This is a genomic window from Dietzia sp. ANT_WB102, from assembly GCF_008369165.1.
Taxonomy (GTDB): Bacteria; Actinomycetota; Actinomycetes; order Mycobacteriales; family Mycobacteriaceae; genus Dietzia.
Window position 1 is genome coordinate 1,688,524 of record NZ_VOBA01000001.1, and the last position, 17,797, is coordinate 1,706,320.

20 protein-coding genes are annotated in these 17,797 nt (G+C 68.0%); 14 read left to right on the forward strand and 6 right to left on the reverse strand.

Annotated elements, in window-relative coordinates:
• Positions 1 to 79 precede the first annotated feature (79 nt).
• Complete coding sequence (locus FQ137_RS07810) at positions 80 to 547, forward strand: Lrp/AsnC family transcriptional regulator (RefSeq protein WP_149291889.1); 468 nt, start codon at positions 80 to 82, stop codon at positions 545 to 547.
• Between the two features lie 3 nt (positions 548 to 550).
• Here the strand turns inward: FQ137_RS07810 and FQ137_RS07815 are convergent, their stop codons facing one another.
• Positions 551 to 2,005 carry an amidase gene (locus tag FQ137_RS07815; RefSeq protein ID WP_149291890.1) on the reverse strand — a complete coding sequence of 485 codons (1,455 nt, stop codon included), beginning with the start codon at positions 2,003 to 2,005 and terminating at the stop codon, positions 551 to 553.
• Positions 2,006 to 2,401: 396 nt separating this feature from the next.
• On the opposite strand from FQ137_RS07815, the gene FQ137_RS07820 reads away from it, so the two are divergent.
• The 9 genes from FQ137_RS07820 to FQ137_RS07860 are packed head-to-tail and all read left to right on the forward strand — an operon-like array spanning position 2,402 to position 12,523.
• Positions 2,402 to 3,976 (forward strand): carboxyl transferase domain-containing protein, encoded by a 1,575-nt coding sequence (locus FQ137_RS07820; protein ID WP_149291891.1) that lies wholly within the window; start codon positions 2,402 to 2,404, stop codon positions 3,974 to 3,976.
• An 8-nt stretch (positions 3,977 to 3,984) separates the two neighbouring features.
• Positions 3,985 to 6,072, forward strand: coding sequence for an acetyl/propionyl/methylcrotonyl-CoA carboxylase subunit alpha (locus FQ137_RS07825; protein WP_149291892.1), 2,088 nt, complete (start codon positions 3,985 to 3,987; stop codon positions 6,070 to 6,072).
• Positions 6,065 to 7,210, forward strand: a complete 1,146-nt coding sequence (locus FQ137_RS07830; protein WP_149291893.1) for an acyl-CoA dehydrogenase family protein — start codon at positions 6,065 to 6,067, stop codon at positions 7,208 to 7,210. The genes FQ137_RS07825 and FQ137_RS07830 overlap by 8 nt, the downstream gene beginning before the upstream one ends.
• Positions 7,210 to 7,734 carry a MaoC family dehydratase gene (locus tag FQ137_RS07835; RefSeq protein WP_149291894.1) on the forward strand — a complete coding sequence of 175 codons (525 nt, stop codon included), beginning with the start codon at positions 7,210 to 7,212 and terminating at the stop codon, positions 7,732 to 7,734. Before FQ137_RS07830 ends, FQ137_RS07835 begins: the two co-directional genes overlap by 1 nt.
• Positions 7,731 to 8,597, forward strand: a complete 867-nt coding sequence (locus FQ137_RS07840) for a CoA ester lyase (protein WP_149291895.1) — start codon at positions 7,731 to 7,733, stop codon at positions 8,595 to 8,597. The genes FQ137_RS07835 and FQ137_RS07840 overlap by 4 nt, the downstream gene beginning before the upstream one ends.
• 41 nt (positions 8,598 to 8,638) lie before the next feature.
• Complete coding sequence (locus tag FQ137_RS07845) at positions 8,639 to 10,288, forward strand: AMP-binding protein (protein WP_149291896.1); 1,650 nt, start codon at positions 8,639 to 8,641, stop codon at positions 10,286 to 10,288.
• Positions 10,289 to 10,327: 39 nt separating this feature from the next.
• Complete coding sequence (locus FQ137_RS07850; RefSeq protein WP_149291897.1) at positions 10,328 to 11,104, forward strand: CoA transferase subunit A; 777 nt, start codon at positions 10,328 to 10,330, stop codon at positions 11,102 to 11,104.
• Positions 11,104 to 11,757: a 3-oxoacid CoA-transferase subunit B gene (locus tag FQ137_RS07855; RefSeq protein ID WP_149291898.1), complete on the forward strand. Its 654-nt coding sequence runs from the start codon at positions 11,104 to 11,106 to the stop codon at positions 11,755 to 11,757. The genes FQ137_RS07850 and FQ137_RS07855 overlap by 1 nt, the downstream gene beginning before the upstream one ends.
• A gap of 31 nt (positions 11,758 to 11,788) precedes the next feature.
• Positions 11,789 to 12,523: a CPBP family intramembrane glutamic endopeptidase gene (locus FQ137_RS07860; RefSeq protein WP_255583797.1), complete on the forward strand. Its 735-nt coding sequence runs from the start codon at positions 11,789 to 11,791 to the stop codon at positions 12,521 to 12,523.
• A 1-nt stretch (position 12,524) separates the two neighbouring features.
• On the opposite strand, the gene FQ137_RS07865 is transcribed toward FQ137_RS07860, so the two are convergent.
• From FQ137_RS07865 to rpmB, 5 genes are all read right to left on the reverse strand, one after another.
• A complete protein-coding gene (locus FQ137_RS07865; RefSeq protein WP_149291899.1) occupies positions 12,525 to 13,463 on the reverse strand; it encodes an AEC family transporter in 939 nt (312 codons plus the stop codon).
• 185 nt (positions 13,464 to 13,648) lie between these two features.
• On the reverse strand, positions 13,649 to 13,906 hold the full coding sequence (rpsR, locus tag FQ137_RS07870; RefSeq protein ID WP_007632792.1) for a 30S ribosomal protein S18: 258 nt from the start codon (positions 13,904 to 13,906) through the stop codon (positions 13,649 to 13,651).
• A gap of 10 nt (positions 13,907 to 13,916) precedes the next feature.
• Positions 13,917 to 14,222: a 30S ribosomal protein S14 gene (gene rpsN / locus FQ137_RS07875; protein ID WP_149291900.1), complete on the reverse strand. Its 306-nt coding sequence runs from the start codon at positions 14,220 to 14,222 to the stop codon at positions 13,917 to 13,919.
• Between the two features lie 3 nt (positions 14,223 to 14,225).
• Entirely contained in the window at positions 14,226 to 14,390 is a 165-nt protein-coding gene (gene rpmG / locus FQ137_RS07880) for a 50S ribosomal protein L33 (RefSeq protein ID WP_010542298.1), read from the reverse strand.
• 1 nt (position 14,391) lies between these two features.
• Positions 14,392 to 14,628: a 50S ribosomal protein L28 gene (rpmB, locus tag FQ137_RS07885; protein ID WP_010542299.1), complete on the reverse strand. Its 237-nt coding sequence runs from the start codon at positions 14,626 to 14,628 to the stop codon at positions 14,392 to 14,394.
• A gap of 369 nt (positions 14,629 to 14,997) precedes the next feature.
• On the opposite strand from rpmB, the gene FQ137_RS07890 reads away from it, so the two are divergent.
• From FQ137_RS07890 to FQ137_RS07905, 4 genes are all read left to right on the forward strand, one after another.
• Complete coding sequence (locus FQ137_RS07890) at positions 14,998 to 15,255, forward strand: type B 50S ribosomal protein L31 (RefSeq protein WP_149291901.1); 258 nt, start codon at positions 14,998 to 15,000, stop codon at positions 15,253 to 15,255.
• 53 nt (positions 15,256 to 15,308) lie between these two features.
• Positions 15,309 to 15,479, forward strand: coding sequence for a 50S ribosomal protein L32 (gene rpmF, locus FQ137_RS07895; protein ID WP_149291902.1), 171 nt, complete (start codon positions 15,309 to 15,311; stop codon positions 15,477 to 15,479).
• 192 nt (positions 15,480 to 15,671) lie between these two features.
• Entirely contained in the window at positions 15,672 to 16,355 is a 684-nt protein-coding gene (locus FQ137_RS07900; RefSeq protein ID WP_149291903.1) for a response regulator transcription factor, read from the forward strand.
• A 14-nt stretch (positions 16,356 to 16,369) separates the two neighbouring features.
• Positions 16,370 to 17,746, forward strand: coding sequence for a HAMP domain-containing sensor histidine kinase (locus FQ137_RS07905; protein WP_255583798.1), 1,377 nt, complete (start codon positions 16,370 to 16,372; stop codon positions 17,744 to 17,746).
• Positions 17,747 to 17,797: the final 51 nt, after the last annotated feature.

A 17,797-nucleotide genomic window follows, 5' to 3' on the forward strand; every position in this document is an offset into this window, starting at 1 on the left:
ACACCCTGCACAATAGGAACCGTTGGTGACGGTCACAACTGGACCAACTGCGCACCTTGCCGTCGTATACCGTGGACACATGGACTCATCGCCCAGGCTTGACGACACCGACCGACGGCTCCTCGACATCGTCATGGCCGCCCCGCGTGTCGGGGTCCGCGAGTTCTCCCGCCGGCTCGGCGTGGCCCGGGGCACCGCCCAGGCTCGGCTCGACAAGCTCGAGGCCCGCGGCGTGCTCGCCTCCTGGGCGCCGAGCCTCGACCCCGCAGCCCTCGGGTACCCGCTGGGCGCTCTCGTGCACATCCAGGTCGCGCAGACCAAGCTGGACGAGACCTGCGCAGGTCTGGCGCAGGTGCGTGAGGTGCTCGAGGTGGTGAGCATCGCCGGTGAGTTCGACGTCGTGTGTCGCGTCGTGGCGTGCGACCACGCCCACCTCGAGGAGGTGTTCAGCGCGATCATCGCCACGCCCGGCGTCCTGCGCACCCGAACCGAGGTCATCCTGCGTCAGCGCGTCGGCCCTCGCGTCACCCAGCTGCTGGGGGACTGAAGATCAGTCCCAGATCCGGGCGAACGGGTACGCGGCCTCGTACTCCGAGGCCAGTTCGAGCAGGAGGCGGTCCTGCCCTCTGCGGGCCGAGAAGTGCACCCCGATGGGCATCCCGTCCGGTGCTTGACCGGCGGGTAGCGACACTGCCGGGGATCCGGCGATGTTCTGCAGAGGAGTGAAGGTCACCCAACTCGACACCCGCTCGAGGTGGGTCTCGAACGGCAGCTCGGCATCCAGGTAACCGACCTCCGGAGTCTCGTGCGCGACCACCGGGTTGATGTAGACGTCGAAGTCACCGAACTTTGCGTCGTATTGTCGCCGGGCCCACGCCAGTCGCAGCATGTGCAGGGGGAGTGAAGGGAGGTTTCGGCGGGCCATCCGGGCCAACCCGACGGTGAAGGGATCGAGCTGATCGGCATCGAAGGCCGGTCCGAACAGGCTGCGCCCGGACGCCGACGTACTCAGGGCGAGCAGCCCCCAGTAGGCGATGAAGTCGTCGCGGAACCCAGACGGGACGGGAGCGTCAGTTGGTACGACCTCGTGGCCCAGGTCCGCTAGGCGCCCGGCGGTCTTGCGGAGCACCGCCAGCGTGGCCGCATCGGTCGCTCCGCCCGCCGGGCTCTGCTCGACCATTCCGATGCGCAGGCGCCGCGACGGGGCGGCGGCAACCGGCCCCACCGGCGGCACCCCGACCGGGCGGTGGCTCGCCTCGACCGCGGTGAGGAAGGTGGCGGTGTCGCGTACGGAACGGGACACCACGGACTGGGACACGATGGGGATCGGCATCCGGTGCGTGAACGTTTCGTCGGCGTGCCTACCGCGGCTCGGCTTGAACCCGACGAGTCCGGTCACGGCCGCGGGGATACGAACCGACCCGCCGCCGTCGTTGGCGTGCGCGATCGGCAACGCGCCCGCAGCGACCAAGGCTGCTGAGCCGCCGGAGGACCCCCCACTTGTGCGGGCGGTGTTCCATGGATTGCGGGTGACCAGCCCTCCCTGTCGTTCCGTCGCGGCGGTCCAGCCGAAAGGGGGCATCGCGGTGATGCCCACCGGGATGAGGCCGGTGGCGCGGAACGCACGCGCATACTCGCCGTCGAGCAGTGCCCTGCTGTCGGGGACGGCGGGGGAGCCGAGCCGCATCGGGGCGCCCTCCACCCGAACAGCGTCCTTGAAAGCCGAGGGCACGCCTCCCAGCGGGGTGGACATATGCGAGCCCGCGTACTTGCGCGCGTCGTCGCGGGCCCGGTCGAAATCGGTGTAGACCAGCGCGCCAAGTGTCGGATCCAGTTGCTCGCACCGCTCGATGGCGGCCTCGACGAGTTCGGTCGGCGACACCTCCCGATTGCGGACCTGTGCGGCGAGGGCGGTGGCGTCGTCGTATCCGAGTGCGTCGTCGCGGTAGGCGTGGAGCCGCCCGGTCCCGGACTCTGGTGGCGCGCCTGCTGTGGTGTCGGTCACTCTCCCACTGTAGGGCGGGGGTCACGAAAGTGGTCAGTTAGTCGCCGTGCGTCTGACGTGCCGTGTCCACTCGAGGGGAGCGTCTGCTGACCGCACTCGGCGTGATCCGGATGGCAGGTTGTGGCGTTGATCAATCCGGCAACGTATCCGGGCTGGCGTGCGCTGCCCCTGTGGCTTACGCGGCGCCTTTGGTCCACATTCGCAGCGTAACCCCTGTTCAGGCGCGCATTCGGGCAGCACATGTCGAAGACGCAGCGCGTCCGGCCGGGCTCGTGCTTCCCGATTGTCGGCCCAGAAGTATGCGGCCGTGGTTGCGCTTCGGGTCTGGACTTTTGTGAGCCGCAGCACTATCGTCGGTTTCAGTTAGTCGAACTTAACTGAAAGGGAGCGGCGCTGATGACTTCCGCGACCACCAATCGCCAGGCCCACGAGGTACTTCTCGCTGACCTCCGCGAGCGCCTCGAACGGGCCGCGCAGGGCGGCGGTGAGAAGGCTCGTACGCGACACCTCGAGCGCGGCAAACTGCTCGCCCGCCAACGAGTGGACGTCCTGGTCGACCCGGGCAGCCCATTCCTCGAGCTCTCGCCGCTCGCCGCGGAGGACATGTACGGGGGTAAGGCCCCCGCTGCTGGCGTCGTCGCCGGGATCGGCCGTGTGTCGGGCCGCGAATGTCTGATCATTGCTAACGATGCGACGGTCTCGGGCGGCACCTACTACCCGATGACGGTGAAGAAGCACCTTCGCGGCCAGGAAGTCGCGATGGCCAACAACCTGCCGTGCATCTACCTCGTGGACTCCGGCGGGGCGATGCTGCTGCAGCAGGACGAAGTTTTCCCGGACCGCGATCACTTCGGCCGGATTTTCTACAACCAGGCGAACATGTCCGCCAACGGAATCCCGCAGATCGCCGCGGTCATGGGGTCGTGCACCGCCGGCGGCGCGTACGTGCCCGCGATGAGTGACGAGGCCGTGATCGTCCGAAACCAGGGCACCATCTTTCTCGCCGGTCCGCCGCTGGTGAAGGCGGCGACCGGGGAGGAGGTCACCGCCGAGGAGCTCGGTGGGGGCGACCTCCACGCCAAAACCTCCGGGGTCGTGGACCACCTGGCCGACGACGACTACGACGCGCTCATGAAGGTCCGTCGGATCGTGGCGACCTGCCCGCCCGCCCCCGAGCCGGACTGGGAGGTGCTCGAGCCCCGCGATCCCGTCCGCCCGCAGTCCGACCTTTATGACCTTGTCCCGGTCGACTCCCGCCAGCCCTACGACGTGCGCGACATCATCGGCACGATCGTCGACGGCGGTGAGTACTCCGAATTCAAGGAGAACTACGGCACGTCGATGGTCACCGCGTTCGCCCACATCCACGGGCATCCGGTGGGGATCATCGGCAACAACGGCGTCATCTTCTCCGAGTCCGCCCTCAAGGGTGCGCACTTCATCGAACTGTGCGACCGCCGCAAGATCCCCCTCGTCTTCCTGCAGAACATCACCGGCTTCATGGTGGGCCGCCAGTACGAGGCGGGCGGCATCGCCAAGAACGGCGCCAAGATGGTCACAGCCGTGGCCTGCGCCCGGGTCCCCAAATTCACGATCGTCGTCGGTGGATCCTTCGGGGCCGGAAACTACTCCATGTGTGGACGCGCGTACTCCCCGCGCTTCCTGTGGATGTGGCCCAATGCCAAGATCGCGGTGATGGGCGGCCCGCAGGCAGCGGACACGCTGGCCTCGGTGCGCGCCACGCAGGTCACCAAGGCGGGCGGGGAGTGGACCGACGAGCAGCAGGCCGAGTTCACCGCCCCGATCAGGGAGCAGTTCGAGGAGCAGTCCACGGCGTACTACTCCACGGCCCGTCTGTGGGACGACGGGATCATCGACCCAGCCGACACCCGAACTGTCCTAGGTCTGGCCCTCGCGGCCGCGGCCAACGCCCCCCTCGAGCCGGTCAACAACGGCGTCTTCAGGATGTGAGCAGCGCCATGTCAGAGAACCTGTCACAGAAACTCCACACCGTCCTGGTGGCCAACCGCGGAGAGATCGCGTGTCGCGTGATCCGCTCGCTGCGAGCAGCGGGTATCCGCTCGGTCGCCGTCTACTCCGATGCGGACGCGGACGCGCTGCACGTGCGCATGGCCGACGCCGCGGTTCGCCTCGGCCCGGCCCAGGCCTCGCAGTCCTACCTCGATATCGAGAAGGTCATCGACGCGTGCCGCCGGACCGGCGCTCAGGCCGTGCACCCGGGCTACGGCTTCTTGTCCGAGAACTCGCGGTTCGCGCGGGCGCTCGAGGACGCCGGCCTGATCTTCATCGGACCGCCTGCGTCGGCCATCGAGACCATGGGCGACAAGATCACCGCCAAGGCGGCGGTGTCCGCGCGTGACGTCCCCACCGTTCCCGGGATCTCCCGGCCGGGACTGACCGACGACGACCTGATCGCCGGTGCCGCCGAGGTCGGGTACCCGGTCCTCGTCAAGCCCTCCGCCGGTGGTGGCGGCAAGGGGATGCGCCGAGTCACCGATCCCGCCGATCTACCGGCTGCGCTCGAGTCCGCCCGCCGGGAGTCGGCAGGTGCCTTCGGCGACGACACCCTGTTCCTCGAGCGGTTCGTCGACACCCCGCGCCACATCGAGGTGCAGGTCCTGGCCGACACGCACGGCAACGTCATCCACCTGGGTGAGCGGGAGTGCTCGCTGCAGCGCCGTCACCAGAAGGTCATCGAGGAGGCGCCCAGCCCACTGCTCGACGAGGTCACCCGACAGCGCATCGGCAAGGCGGCCTGCGACGCGGCCCGCTCGGTGGGGTACGTGGGCGCCGGCACTGTGGAGTTCATCGTCTCGGCCCACACCCCGGACGAGTTCTTCTTCATGGAGATGAACACCCGCCTGCAGGTCGAGCACCCGGTCACCGAGATGGTCACCGGGGTGGACCTGGTCGACTGGCAGGTCCGCATCGCCGCTGGCGAGGAACTCACGCTCCGTCAGGAGGACATCACTCTGACGGGTCACGCGATGGAGGCACGCGTCTACGCAGAGGACCCTGCCAAGGGTTTCCTGCCCACCGGTGGCACTGTGCTCGGGCTGGAGGAGCCCGCGGGCGACGGGATCCGTGTGGACTCCGGACTGCGCGTCGGCACAGTAGTCGGCAGCGACTACGACCCGATGCTCGGCAAGGTCATCGCCCACGGCGCCGACCGTGCGGAGGCGCTGGCACGGCTCGATGCCGCGCTGGCGGGCACCCAGATCCTGGGGCTGCGGACGAACATCGACTTCTGCCGCTTCCTGCTCTCCCGGCCGGAGGTGATCGCCGGTGATCTGGACACAGGCTTGCTCGACCGGTCCGTCGACGACTACTCCGCGACCCCCGCGCCGGAAGGCGCGCTCATCGCCGTGGCGATGCACCGCACCGAGGAGCGCTGGGCTCGCGTGCCCGCGCAGCGCCGCGGACCGTGGGACGTACCCAACGGTTGGCGGATCGGTGGACGCGCCGAGGTGTGGACCCGACTGGACCACGGCGCTGGCTCCGTCGCGGTCACCGTCGGCCTGAAAGGGACGCCCGACGACGCCGAGGTGACCATCACCGACGCGACAATCGGCTCCACCGAGGAGCCCGAGGTCTCCGCCCGGCATCGTGCGCGCGTCGCCCGGGACGGTGCCTCGCTGCGACTGACCGTCGACGGCACCCAGCAGCGCTGGACCATCGCGCGATCCGCCGACCCCAGGTCTGCGGACACCTTCTGGGTGGCCGGCGACGGTGGGACCTGGGACCTGCGGCTGCTGCCGCTCATCGACTCGCGGATCCATGACGCGGGGATGTCGGACGGCCAGATCCTCAGCCCGATGCCCGGTGCGGTCATCGCGTGTTTCGTCGCCGACGGTGACGCGGTGACCGCAGGACAGAACGTTCTGGCCGTCGAGGCCATGAAGATGGAGCACTCCCTCACCGCACCGATCGACGGTGTGGTCCGGGTTCACGTCACTACCGGCGAGCAGGTGCCCGCCGATCATCTGCTCGCCACCGTCGAGCCCACCGCCGACGCCGAGGAAGCCCAAGGAGAACACAATGCCTGAGTTGGAAGAGCACTACGCGGAGCTGAAGTCGACGGTTGCCGAGTTCGCCGACAAGGTGGTAGCCCCGGCCTCGGCCGAACACGACCGTAACCACACCTTTCCGTACGAGGTCGTCGCCCAGATGGGCGACATGGGCCTGTTCGGTCTGCCCTTCCCCGAGGAGTTCGGCGGGATGGGCGGGGACTACTTCGCGCTGGCGCTGGCGCTGGAGGAGCTCGGCCGCGTCGATCAGTCGACCGCCATGACGCTCGAGGCGGGCGTCGGGCTGGGAGCGATGCCGCTCTACCACTTCGGAAACGACGAGCAGAAGCAGAAGTGGCTTCCCGACCTGGTGGCCGGACGCGCGCTCGCCGGCTTCGGACTCACGGAACCCGGTGCAGGATCGGATGCCGGAGCCACCAAGACCACGGCCAAGCGTGATGGCGACGAGTGGGTGGTGAACGGCAACAAGCAGTTCATCACCAACTCCGGCACGGACATCACGTCGCTGGTCACCGTCACGGCCGTGACCGGCACCCGGGACAACGGCAAAAAGGCCATCTCGACGATCATCGTCCCGGCCGGCACTCCCGGGTTCACCGCGGAGCCGGCCTACGACAAGGTGGGCTGGAACTCCTCTGACACCCATCCGCTGACCTTCGCCGATGCGCGCGTCCCGGTGGAGAACCTGCTGGGCGAGGAAGGTCGCGGCTACGCGAACTTCCTGTCGATCCTCGACGAGGGCCGTGTCGCGATCGCCGCAGTGGCCACCGGCGCCGCGCAGGGCTGCGTGGACGAGTCGGTGAAGTACGCCCGTGAACGTGAATCCATGGGGCGCAAGATCGCCGAGTTCCAGGCGATCTCGTTCAAGATCGCCCGCATGGAGGCCCGCGCCCACACCGCGCGCTGCGCCTACTACGAGGCGGCGCGTCTCATGCTGGCCGGCAAGCCGTTCAAGAAGGAGGCCGCCATCGCCAAGATGGTCGCGTCCGAGGCTGCCATGGACAATGCCCGCGACGCTACCCAGATCCACGGCGGCTACGGCTTCATGAACGAGTACCCGGTGGCGCGGCATTACCGCGACTCCAAGATCCTCGAGATCGGCGAGGGTACGACCGAGGTGCAGCTCATGCTGATCGCCCGGGGACTGGGGCTGTGATGAGTGAGCAGCACGGTATAGGAGCGCGCCGGGAGGTCGTCCAGCGCGGGTTGTGGTTCGAGGAGTACGAGGTGGGTACCGCCTACCTCCACCGTCCCGGGCGGACGATGACCGAGACGGACAACGTCCTGTTCACCACGCTGACGATGAACACCCAGGCTCTGCACCTGGACGCCGCGTGGTCGGCCGAGCAGCCGGGCTTCGGCGGCGAGCGGCTCATGAACTCGATGCACACGCTGTCGACGCTCGTCGGCCTCTCGGTCGCTCAGCTCACGCAGGGCACGATCGTCGCGAACCTCGGCTTCTCGGAGGTCAGCTTCCCCAAGCCGGTCCTGCACGGTGACACGCTATACGCGGAGACCGTGTGCACCGACAAGCGCGAGTCGAAGTCGCGGCCGGGCGAGGGCATCGTGACCCTCGAGCACATCGGCCGCAACCAGCACGGCGACATCGTGGCCAAAGCCGTCCGAAAGACGCTTGTCCGCAAGCGCCCGGTCGACCAGTCGGGGGAGGGGTCGCAGTGACCCCCGCACCCGCCTGGGTCCCGCCCGGCCCGGCACTGTTGTTCTGCCCCGCCGACCGGCCCGAGCGTTTCGGTAAGGCCGCCGACCGTGCGGACGTGGTGATCATCGACCTGGAGGACGCCGTCGCTCCGGCGGAGCGCCCTGCCGCCCGCGACGCTCTGCGGGCCTCGCGGCTCGACCCGGAGCGCACGATCGTGCGGGTCAACCCGGCCGACACCTCCGATTACGCGGCCGATCTCGAGGCGCTGGCGGACACGGACTACCGCTGCGTGATGTTGGCCAAGACCGAATCCGCCGCGCAGGTCACCGATCTACATTCGACGACCGGCGCCGCGGTGTTGGCGTTGGTGGAGACACCGCTCGGCGTGGTCCGCGCGGAGGAGATCGCCGCCGCCCCGGGGTGCGCCGGGATGATGTGGGGCGCCGAGGACCTCCTTGCCGCGATGGGCGGGTCGACCAGTCGGTTCTCGTCCATCGAGGCCGGTGGCCCCCGAGTGGAGGGGGAGTACCGCGACGTTCCCCGTCACGCCCGCGCGCGGGTCGCGATCGCCGCGGCCGCGTTCGGTCGATGGGCGGTCGACTCAGTGCACCTGGACATCGCCGACTCCGCCGGACAGCGCGCCGAGGCCCTCGACGCCGTCGCGCTGGGTTTCGTGGCCACGGCGTGTATCCATCCGTCCCAGGTGGCGATGGTGCGAGCTGCCTACGCCCCCGACGACGACGAGGTGGCCTGGGCCCGCAAGGTCCTCGCCGCCGCGGAGCACAACCAGGGCGTCTTCCAGCTGGACGGTCGCATGGTCGACGGTCCCGTCTTCCGCCAGGCCGAGGCGACGATGCGTCGCGCCGCGGCCGCCTCCACCTGATAACACCGGGCCCGACGGCCCCGCCCCCAAGGAGTACCGAGATGACCATTACTGATCTCGATTCCACCCCCCTCGACCCCGCGCTGTCCCACACGCGCGGGGAGACCGACGTCCCCCTGCTCACCCAGACGATCCCAGAGAACCTCGCGGCCACCGTGGAGAAGTTCGGCGACCGCGACGCACTCGTCGACGTCCAGGCCGACCGACGGTGGACCTATACCGAGTTCCTTGCCGATGTGCGCCGCCTGGCCTCCGGGCTGCACCGGCTGGGAATCCGTTCCGGCGACCGGGTCGGCATCTGGTCGCCCAACCGCTGGGAATGGGTGATGGTGCAGTACGCCACCGCCGAGATCGGCGCCATCCTGGTCAACATCAACCCGTCGTACCGGGTCCACGAGTTGGAGTACGTCCTCACGCAGGCCGGGATCAAGGCCGTGATGGCGGCACCCCAGTTCAAGGACTCCGACTACACGGGGATGCTCGCGCAGGTCCAGCCGAACTGCCCGGACCTCGAGATGGTCGTACTCTTCGGCGACGAGGAGTGGGAGTCGATGGTCTCGGGCCCCACGCAGACTGCGGAACTGGAGTCGATCCGCGCTGGGCTGCAGCCCACCGACCCGATCAATATCCAGTACACCTCCGGCACGACGGGGTTCCCCAAGGGGGCCACGCTCTCGCACACGAACATTCTCAACAACGGGTACTTCGTGGGCGAGACCATCCACTACTCGGAGGTCGACCGGGTGTGCATCCCGGTGCCGTTCTACCACTGCTTCGGAATGGTGATGGGCAACCTCGCGTGCACCAGCCACGGGTCGGCGATGGTGATTCCCGCGCCGGCGTTCGACCCCGCGGCCACGCTGCGGGCGGTGGTGCAGGAGAAGTGCACGAGCCTGTACGGCGTGCCGACCATGTTCATCGCAGAGCTCGCCTTGGAGGACTTCGACTCCTACGACCTGTCGTCGCTGCGCACCGGGATCATGGCCGGTTCGCCGTGCCCCGAGGCCACGATGCGCCAGGTGATCGACCGGATGAACATGGAAGAGGTCTCTATCTGTTACGGCATGACCGAGACCTCGCCGGTGTCCACCCAGACCCGCTCGGACGACTCACTCGACCGTCGGGTGTCCACGGTCGGCCGGGCGGGGCCGCACCTGGAGATCAAGATCGTCGACCCGTCGACCGGCGACACCCTGCCGCGAGACGAAGCCGGTGAGTTCTGCACCAAGGGATACAGCGTGATGCTCGGCTACTGGGACCAACCGGACAAGACCGCCGAGGCGATCGACTCCGAAGGCTGGATGCACACCGGCGATATCGGTGAGATGGACGTCGACGGATACGTCCGCATCACCGGCCGCATCAAGGACATGGTCATCCGCGGCGGCGAGAACATCTACCCGCGTGAGGTGGAGGAGTTCCTCTATACCCATCCGGACATCCTCGACGCCCAGGTGATCGGGGTGCCCGACCCCAGGTACGGCGAGGAGCTCATGGCGTGGGTCCGGCTCAAGCCGGGGCGCGACGACCTCACCGCCGATCAGGTCCGCGAGTTCGCCACCGGCAAGCTCGCCCGTCACAAGATCCCGAAGTACGTCCACGTGGTCGACGAATTCCCCATGACGGTCACGGGCAAGGTCCGCAAGGTCGACATGCGTAAGACCGCCATCGAGATCCTCGGGATCGCCTGAGTACCCCGACCTCCGTCACCCCAAGCAAGGAGCGCGTGTATGTCCAGCAAGATCATGACCGCGGCGCAGGCCGTCGCGGACATCCCGGACGGGGCGTCCATCGCCGCCGGAGGGTTCGGCCTGTGTGGGATCCCGCAGATCCTCATCGAGGCACTCGCGGCCCGCGACGTCGGGAACTTCGAGGTGTTCTCCAACAATGCCGGTGTCGACGGCAAGGGCCTCGGAATGCTGTTGGAGAATGGCAAGCTGCGTCGCATCGTCTCGTCGTATGTCGGGGAGAACAAGGAGTTCGCCCGCCAATACCTGGCCGGTGAGCTCGAGGTCGAGCTCACACCGCAGGGCACGCTCGCCGAGCGGATGCGAGCGGGTGGCTCCGGCATCGGTGCGTTCTACACCCGGACCGGCGTCGGCACCTACGTCGCCGACGGCGGTATGCCGTGGAAGTACGACTCGGAGGGCGGAGTCGCGGTGGCCTCCCCGCCCAAGGAGACCCGGGAGATCCGCGGCCACGCCTACGTCCTGGAGCAGGCCATCGAGGCCGACTACTCCCTGGTGCGTGCGGCGGTCGCCGACCGCAGTGGCAACCTCCGCTTCAACCTCACTGCCCGCAACTTCTCGCCACTGGCCGCGATGGCCGGCCGGGTGTGCATCGTCGAGGCCGAGAAGATCGTCGAGGTCGGCGAGCTCGCGCCCGACGATATCCACCTCCCCGGCATCTTTGTTCACCGTCTCGTGGAACTGACGCCGGAGCAGGTCGCGCAGACCAAGTGGATCGAGAAGACCACCACTAACCCGCCGTCGGAAGGACAGCGCTGATGAGCAGGATCGGACGCGACCGCAAGGCCATGGCCGCCCGTGCGGCGCTGGAGCTGGAGGACGGCCAGTACGTCAACCTCGGGATCGGACTGCCGACCCTGGTTCCCAACTATGTCCCCGATGGCGTCAACGTCACCCTGCAGTCCGAGAACGGGCTACTGGGTATCGGGCCGTACCCGCACCCCGACAACGTGGACCCGGACCTGATCAACGCCGGCAAGGAGACTGTCACGACCCTGCCCGGCTCGGCGATCTTCGACTCCGCGATGAGTTTCGGCATGATCCGCTCGGGCAAGATCGACGTGGCCATCCTCGGAGCGATGGAGGTCAACCCGGCAGGCGACATCGCCAACTGGATGGTTCCCGGTGCGATGGTCAAGGGCATGGGCGGCGCCATGGACCTCGTGGTGGGGGCCCGACGGATCGTCGTGGTCATGGATCAGGTCGCCAAGAACGGCTCCTCGAAGATCGTCTCCGAGATCACCCTGCCGTTGACCGGGCTGGGGTGCGTCGACCGGATCATCACCGAACTCGGAGTCTTCGACCGTGACGATGAAGGTCTCACCCTCATTGAGCTCGTGGAGGGGGTCACGCTCGAGCAGGTGCAGGCAGCCACCGACGCGCCCTACCGGGTGGTCGACGGACTGGTATGACGACGCAGTGGCGACCCGGGGTCCTGCCCAGGTGACTCCACCGGGCGACAGCGCCCCCGGACTCTGGACCACGCCGGTCCGGGGCCGGGCGGCGCTGTCGGCGTTGGCGTGGGTACTTCTCTATGGGGCAGGCGTCGTCGTCGTCGTGATCGGGTTCCTGTTCGCGGCACGCGCGGCGGGTACCGGACGCCCTGACATCGCACTGGTCGCCCTCATCGTCCTGGGTGGCACCGCGGTGGCCACGCTGGTCGCGGTGTGGATACACCTGCTCCGGCGGCGCGGACTCCGCTGGGCTGACCTAGGACTCCGGCAACCGGACCGCTCGCCGCTCCACCTGATGTGGCAGATCCCCGCCGTGATGATCACGGGGTCCGTCGCCTCGATGCTGGTGCTGATCCCCCTGGGGGCGACCGAGGCCGCGGATGACGCAGCGCTCACGGATCTCGTCGCCGGCGGGCCCGTCTTCATGGTGTCGGGGATGCTCACCGTGGCGGTTCTCGTCCCTGTGGCGGAGGAGGTCGTGTTCCGAGGCATCGTGCTGGCAGCGCTGCGGGCCCGATTCCGGGTAGTAGCGGGGACCACGCTCGCCGGCGCGGCGTTCGCCGTAGTGCACCTGCTCCCGCCTGCGCTGCCGTACCTGCTCGTGGTGGGAATTTCACTCTGCGCGATGGCGGAGTGGTACCGGTCGATCATTCCCGGCATCGTGCTCCACGGGGTCAACAACGCGGTGGTGTTCGGCGGGGTGATCGCCGCAGGGGTGGGCTGAGTCAGGCCAGCAGCGCCGAAACCAGCAAGAGCACCGGTAACGCGCCAAGGGTCGTGAGTACCGCCGAATCCCGGGCCAACAGTGTTCCGTGTCCGTAGCGGGTCGCGACCACCAAAACGTTCTGGGCGGTGGGCAGCGCGGCTGCCACCACGACTGTGAGCAGTTCGTGGTCGCGCATCCCCAGCAGGTACGCGCCGATTGCATAGGCGAGGAGCGGATGGGCGATCAGCTTGAGCGCGCTCGCGAGGAAGATCTCTCGGCGGGGCGACGCGCCCGCCTCGAGCACCTTGACGCCGTAGAGCGACATGCCGAAGACCAACAGGGCTCCGGGGACGGAGATCTGACCCACCAGGTGCACGGGTTCGAGCACGCTATCAGGCGGGTCCCAGGGCAGCGCGGCCAACAGCACGCCAGCGAGTGCGGCGAGCACGATCGGTTGACGGACCGACTGCAGGAGCGCCGCGGGAGCGCCGCCGCCTCCGTCCGAGCCCTCAGAACGGGCGGCCCGCTCCAGCACGGCGATCGCGATGGGTTGGAGGACCACGACCTGGAACAGCAGCAGCGGCATGACGAAGCCGAGGTCCCCGAGCACGTACAGCGCGATGGGAATGCCGAGATTGGCCGAGTTGACGTATCCGGCCGACAGTGCCCCCACCACCAGATCGGCGGCTGGACGGTTGAGCCACAGTCGCGCGATGGCAACGTAGAGGACCGCGATGACGATCGCTGACACGGCGGACACCACGAACACGCCGGTGAAGACTTGGTCGAGGGTCGTGCGTGCGAGAGCGTCGAGAAGGAGCGCAGGGGTGGCGACGTAGAACACCAGGCGGTTGATCACCAGGTGCGAGTCCGTACCCAGCACCTGGGATCGCGCGAGCAGCCAACCCAGGGCCACGAGAGCGACGATCACGGCGAAGCCGTTCAGAACGCCGGCCACCTGGGGGCCTCCTCAGGTCGGATGAGGGAGTGGGTGAGGTAAGGGAAGCCGGAAAACCAATCGGGGCCGTGCGCTCCTGGCTACAGGAGGCACGACCCCGATCGGGTGGCTGTTGTCCGGTCGGCGGCCCGGTGGGCACGCGCAGGACTGTCAGAACGGCAGCGGGCTACCGCTCCGAGGGTGACTCAGCGGCTGGTGAACGGCAGGAGAGCCATCTCACGGGCGTTCTTGACGGCCACGGCGACCTGACGCTGCTGCTGCGGCGTGAGGCCGGTGACGCGACGCGAACGGATCTTGCCGCGATCGGAGATGAAGGTACGGAGGGTGTTGACGTCCTTGTAGTCGACCGTCTCGATACCCGCGACCTTCAACGGGTTCTTCTTCGGCCGACGGCCCTCCTGGGCGCGGATCTTCTTGGACGGGGTGCTGCGTGCTTTAGCCATGGTTACCTACTCACCAACTCGACTTCGTGACACCGGGCAGCTCGCCACGGTGGGCCATCTCGCGCATCCGGACGCGGGAGAGGCCGAACTTGCGGAGGTAGCCGCGGGGACGACCGTCGGCGACATCGCGGTTACGGACTCGCACCGGCGAGGCGTCACGCGGCATCTTGTTGAGCGCGGTCTGGGCGTCCATGCGCTCCTCGTCCGTGCTCTTGGGGTTCTTGATGATGGTCTTGAGCTCGGCGCGACGCTCGGCGAACCGGGCGACCTTGGCCTTGCGCTGCTCGTTGCGCGCGATCTTGGACTTCTTGGCCACGAGTCAGCGCTCCTCTCGGAATTCGACGTGCTTACGGACGACCGGGTCGAACTTCTTGAGGACGATGCGGTCCGGATTGTTACGACGGTTCTTGCGGGTCACGTAGGTGAACCCGGTACCGGCCGTGGACTTCAGCTTAATGATGGGGCGGATGTCGTTACGGGCCATCTCAGATCTTCTCCCCACGGGCACGGATGCGGGCCACGACGGCCTCGATGCCATCGCGGTCGATGGTCTTGATGCCCTTGGTCGAGACCGTCAGCGTGACGCGACGGCCCTCGGAGGGCACGAAATAGCTACGGCGCTGGATGTTCGGGTTCCAGCGACGGTTGGTCCTGCGGTGTGAGTGCGAGACGGACTTGCCGAAACCCGGCTTCCGTCCCGTTACCTGGCAATGCGCCGACATGGCGTGGTTCTCCTTCCGCCCCGTCCTGCGATGGCGCGCGGCGGAGGGGCATCTCCGGACGGCCGGGGCCGAACGGGGGCTTACCGCCACGTCGCGAGCACCGTGAGAGGCGATAGCAAACGTGCAGACAACAGCGATGGTCTAGTTTACGGCCCGGCCGCGCGAAACGGTAATCGGCACGTCAACGGGCCTATCGGCGCCGACGAGCGTATGTCCGTCGCGCCCGGATTGGGTGCCAGGCCATCCTACGGGTAATATCTACCGACGCGTGTGCTGACACCGGGATCCCCGGTTCGGCCACTGGCAGATGCGCTCTTGCACGGGCGAGCGCCAGACCTACAGACTTCTACCGAGCTAGAGGGATCCAGTATGAAGAACGACATCCACCCCGACTACCACCCGGTGGTCTTCCAGGACTCGGGCACGGGCACCAAGTTCCTCACCCGTTCCACTGCGACCAGCAGCCGCACGGTCGAGTGGGAGGACGGTCAGACCTACCCGCTCATCGTCGTGGACGTGACCAGCGAGTCGCACCCGTTCTGGACCGGCGCGCAGCGTGTCATGGACACCGCCGGCCGCGTCGAGAAGTTCCAGCGCCGCTACGGCACCCGCGCCCGCCGCAAGTGAGCAACGGGGCGCCCGCGCCCCGATCCACCTCCTAGACCCCGAGGACGATAACCATGGCAGTTCCCAAGCGCCGCCTCTCGCGTGCCAACACCCACTCCCGCCGGTCCCAGTGGAAGGCTGACAACGTCGCCCTTCAGGAGACCAAGGTCGACGGTCGCCCCGTTGTGCTGCCCCGTCGTCTGGTCAAGGCCGCCCAGCTCGGCCTGGTCGATCTCGACCGCTGAGTCGCGTCGGCTGCGCCTCGGGGCGTAGCCGAGCACGGCGGCGCCACGGAGCGCCGCACGCACACGCCCGGTCACGAGCCCGGTGAGTCCGCATGGACCCATCGGGCTCGTCGGCGTCTGTGGAGGTCCGTAATCGTCCCTCCGCGGCGAATCCTCAGCCGCGGTTCAGTCGGATACGTAAGACTTCTGGACATGAAGATTCTCGTTGTCGACGACGACCAGGCCGTGCGCGAATCGCTCCGGCGTTCCCTGACGTTCAACGGGTACGACGTCGAGCTCGCCGGCGACGGCGTCGAAGCGATCGAGCGGGTCGACGCCAACCGGCCGGATGCGGTCATCCTCGACGTGATGATGCCCCGTCGGGACGGTCTCGAGGTGTGCCGGATCCTGCGCAGCAGGGGTGACGACCTGGCGGTGCTTATGCTCACTGCCAGGGATGCGGTGTCCGAGCGGGTCGCCGGTCTGGATGCCGGGGCCGACGACTACCTGCCCAAGCCGTTCGCGCTTGAGGAGCTCCTCGCGCGCCTGCGTGCGCTGCTGCGTCGCCGCAGCCCCGACGTCGATGAGGTCGACGAGGTGCTGGAGTTCGAGGACCTGAAGATGGACCTCGCCACTCGCGAGGTCACCCGCGGCGAGCGCCGGATCCAGCTCACCCGCACCGAATTCTCGCTCCTCGAACTGCTCATGCATCACCCGCGCCGGGTCCTAACCCGCAGCCACATCCTCGAAGAGGTGTGGGGTTACGACTTCCCGACCTCGGGTAACGCGCTCGAGGTCTACATCGGATACCTGCGACGTAAGACGGAAGGGGAGGGCGAGAGCCGGTTGATCCACACCGTGCGTGGCGTGGGTTACGTACTGCGTGAGACGCCATAGTGCGGACTCGCACGATGCGGGTGAATTCCGCACCGATCTCACTGCGCCAGCGGGTGACGTTGCTGGCGGCGAGTTCGGTGGGCGTCGCGGTGGCCCTCATGGCCGTCGCGGCGTATTTCGTCGTGTCGGGGTCGCTGTACAGCGACGTCAATAATCGCCTGGAGCAGCAGGCCGATCAACTGGTGAACAGTCAACTCGCGTCCGAGTTCGCCCTTCAGTCCCGAAGCACGCTGATCGCGTTGCGGGCATTCAATCCGAATCTGGACGCGCAGATCGTTGCGCCCTCCGGTGTGCGCACCGCGACCGGCGAACCTTTCCAGATCGGCGGGCCGGAGATCTCAGTGGTCCGCGGGGACGCCGAGTCGAGCCTGCGCACGTCCGGCGGAAAGCAGATTTACGCCGTGGGGGTTCGCGACGGGTCGACGCTCATCCTCGCCCAGGATCTCAGCCCGACCCGGGCTGCGCTGAACCGCCTGGCGATCGTGCTCACGCTCGTCGGGGCGGCGGGCATCGCGCTGGCCGCGGTGGCCGGGACCGCGGTCGGCCGGACCGGGCTCGCGCCGGTGGCGAGACTGACCAGGGCGGTGGAACGGATCGCACGCACCGATGACCTGCGACCCATCCCTGTGGCGGGTGACGACGAGATCGCGCGGCTCACACGCAGTTTCAATCAGATGCTCGTCGCGCTGGGGGAGAGCCGGGAAAGGCAGGCGCGGCTCGTCGCGGATGCCGGGCACGAGCTGAAGACACCGCTCACCAGTATGCGGACAAACGTCGAGCTGCTGATCGCGGCCAGTAGGCCCGGTGCCCGGACAATCCCCGAGGCCGATCGAGGCGCTCTGGAAGAAGACGTCGTGGCGCAGATCTCCGAACTGAGTCAGCTGGTGGGCGATCTGGTCGAGCTTGCTCGCGAGGATTCCGGTGAGGTCGAGTTGGAGCCGGTCGCGCTCGCTGATGCGGTCGACCGGGCACTCGAGCGGGTTCGGCGCCGCCGACACGACGTGGAGTTCGATGTAGAGCTGATGCCCTGGTATTGCTTCGGGGACTCGGCCGGTATCGAGCGCGCCGTGCTGAACGTGTGCGACAACGCCGCCAAATGGAGCCCCGCGGGCGGCACGGTGACCGTGCGGATGCGGCCCGTCTCCGACGCGGTCATGGAGTTGACCGTCGCGGACCAGGGGTCCGGCGTCCCGGAGGAGGACAGAGAGTTGGTCTTTGAGCGTTTCCACCGCTCCCACGAGGCCCGGGGGATGCCGGGTTCGGGTCTAGGGCTCGCCATCGTCCGGCAGGTGACGACTCGGCACGGTGGAACAGTCGAGATCGGCGACGCCGAGGGCGGTGGCGCACTCGTCCGACTGACCATCCCGGGCAGCGAGCACCTGCCCGGATAGGTCCTCTGCTGACCACCGGGGCCGTCCCCGGCGTGGGCGTGGTCTCAGCGG